The 2815-nt window shown below is 60.6% G+C and carries 3 protein-coding genes; 1 reads left to right on the top strand and 2 read right to left on the bottom strand.

Annotation, left to right across the window (positions count from 1 at the left end; genetic code table 11):
- The coding region (locus AC0AP0_RS11320) for a hypothetical protein (protein WP_490430539.1) at nt 1-539 on the top strand (539 nt) is incomplete at its 5' end.
- Between the two features lie 82 nt (nt 540-621).
- On the opposite strand, the gene trpD is transcribed toward AC0AP0_RS11320, so the two are convergent.
- Nucleotides 622-1722 (bottom strand): anthranilate phosphoribosyltransferase, encoded by a 1101-nt coding sequence (trpD, locus tag AC0AP0_RS11315; RefSeq protein ID WP_110412691.1) that lies wholly within the window; start codon nt 1720-1722, stop codon nt 622-624.
- Nucleotides 1723-1951: 229 nt separating this feature from the next.
- Nucleotides 1952-2815, bottom strand: an 864-nt coding sequence (locus AC0AP0_RS11310; RefSeq protein WP_490430538.1) for an SEC-C metal-binding domain-containing protein, incomplete at its 5' end; no start/stop codon positions are given.

Below are 2815 nucleotides of genomic sequence, written 5' to 3'. Positions count from 1 at the left end.
AGCACAAGCATAACGACGCCGGGAATCAGTATAACAGCGAGGCGGGAACCGGGTCCTCACAGGGGAACGATGAGTGGGCGGACTTCCTGAACTCGCACGCTGACGAGCTAGGTTCCCTGGAATCGTCCAGGACAGCCAAGGAATTCGAAAAGAAGGCTCGAAAGTCCGAGAAGAAGGCGGCGCTCAGGGCAGAGGACTTGAAGCGCAACTCCTTCGTCGGCGGCTCCGGACCGCGCGATTTCCAAGGCAGGAGCTGGCTTGACACCGACGAGGTCATGGACCAGTCGTCGAATTTTGTTCCGCCTAACCCCGACCTGAGCGACCTGGGCAAAAGGCGGATGGCTTTCATCATCATGACTGTGCTGGGCCTGGTCTGCTTCTTCCTGACCATCTTGATCCCCCGCTGGTCCGGCTTGACCGGCCTGCTGGCTGGCCTGCTCTTGCTGATAGGCATCGCAGGGTTGATCATCGACCGGAAGAATTTCCGTGATACCTCAAGCGGCCTCTTCGATGATGACAATCGGTTCTATCGGCAATGATGCTGTGGGCCGCCAATACGTTTGGGCCTCGCTGGCAGAAACATCAGCCAGCGAGGCCCGAACAGTTGTGGCAGCCGCGAACTTACACCAAGACCGGACGATGTGCCCGTTCCTCTTGCTGGCAGCGGGTTTGCGCTTCCTGGGCTCCGTGAATCCAGGCGGCAAGCAGGTCGGCGGCCCTGCCCTGGTCCACAACTTCCGTAGCCAGTTGGTAGGCCTGGGCAAACCGGACGCTCAGGTCGGCTTCCGGACCAGCATCAATCTGCGTGCCGTCAGCCACGATGGCCGACGCTGCATTGAGCAGGGCCGTTGAACGGGAAGGAACCGACTTTCCACCCAGGAAGTCCCTGACTACACTGGCGTTGAAGGCTGGATCGCCGCCGCGCAGGTCATCCAGATCGACCGGGTCAATACCTAGCTCACGAGTCGGGTCGAAGGACCGCTCTTTCACCTTGCCCTGGTGGATCTCCCAAATGGAAACCGGGCCTGTCGGGGCCATCTCGTCGAGGCCCTCGACCGAGGTGTAGACCATGCCCTCCTGACCGCGTGAGGCGTAAACCTGGGCCATCATGGGACTCAGCTGACGCTGGGCACATCCAATGGCCACATAGCGCGGGTTTACCGGGTTGGTCAAGGGTCCCAGCAAGTTGAAGACGGTCGGGATGCCCAGCGACGAGCGGACAGGTCCTGCAAAACGCATGGCAGGGTGAAAGGTCTTAGCAAAGACGAAGGTGATGCCGAAGCGGTCAGCCATAGCGGCAACCTCCTGCGGCGGCAGATCCAGGGGAAGACCCAGCTGTTCCAGACAGTCGGCGGTGCCGCTCTTGCTAGATGCGGCCCTGTTGCCGTGTTTGACGATTCTGACCCCTGCTGCGGCAGCCACGATGGCGCCCATAGTCGACAGATTGACCGTCGCCGCCCCATCGCCGCCGGTGCCGACGATGTCGGTCACGTCGCCACTGACCTTCAGCGGCACCGCATGACCCACCATGGCCTTGGCAGCCCCTTCGACCTCCGGGCTGGTCAGCCCCAGGGTGGACTGCATGGACAGGACGGCGCCCACCTGCACCGGGTCGGCATTCCCATCCATCAGGTCGTTCATGCACCACTCGGCCTCATCCGCGCTCAGGTGTCGACCGGACACCAAGGAGTTCAGGACGGATTTCCAGCTAAGTGGCCGCATGATGACTCTTTTCCTTTGAAGAAGCGGGGCCGGATGCCCCGCTATTTGCTCTAGGTTTACTGCCCAGCCCCTCCCCTGCACAAGGCCATCCCATATTTTGGTCACTTTGCTACCAATATATGAAAGTTTACAATCCAATATATGGAAACGGCCACCGCCTTGCGTGCGATGGCCGTCAATCAGATCAGCAACCCTGCCTGGGCAGTTCGCTGGCGATTACGCGTACCTGTCATTTCTTTTCGTTCTGGCCGTGGCACATCTTGTACTTGCGTCCAGAACCGCAGGGGCAGGGGGCGTTGCGAGGTGTACCTGGGAAGGTGCGGCCATCAGCCCAGGGCGAATGATCTTCTACGGCCTTTGGCCTCTTATTGGCAGGAACCTTGCCCTCGGCATGACTGATGGGCGCAGGCCCGACTGGGGCCGGGGCGCTAGCATCATCAGCCTCGCTAGCGTCAGCGACATCCTCGGAAGAGTCCTTATCGGAATCCTCTTCCGAATCCTCCTGGATGCTGCCAGCAGGAGCACCTTCATCACGCTCCTCGGCAGTCTCGTCGATGTCAGTGGTCTCGTCCTCGGCATCAGGCTCTTCAGGCGCCTGATAGTTGACCGGCTCGGACTGGCTCTCCTCGTTCTCCTTGCGCTCCTCGCGGGCCCGCCGCTCGTTCTCCTGGCTGGCCGCTATCTGTTTGAGGTCCACGTTGAAGAGCAGCTGCACGGTCTGCTCCTTGATGGCATCGATCATGGAGTTGTACATCTGGTAGCCCTCGCGCTGGTACTCCACCAGAGGGTCACGCTGACCCATCCCGCGCAGGCCGATGCCGTCCTTCAAATAGTCCATCTCATAGAGGTGTTCACGCCACTTGCTGTCCAGCACGGATAGGACCACCTGGCGCTCCAGTTGCCTGGATCCCTTCTCGCCCAGCTCATCCTCACGCTCCTGGTAGATGGAATCGGCATCCTCCACGACCTTGTCAGCCAGGGCCTTAACCGCCTTGTCGCCTTTCAGGTCCTCCAGAGAGTCCATGGTCTCATCCTGATCAAGACTGATCGGATACACGGAGGCCAGCGCCTTCCAGAGCCCGTCGGCATCCCA

This window comes from Bifidobacterium sp. POST2/T3 (B1) (assembly GCF_058197115.1).
This window is presented reverse-complemented; position numbering and strand designations above follow the sequence as displayed.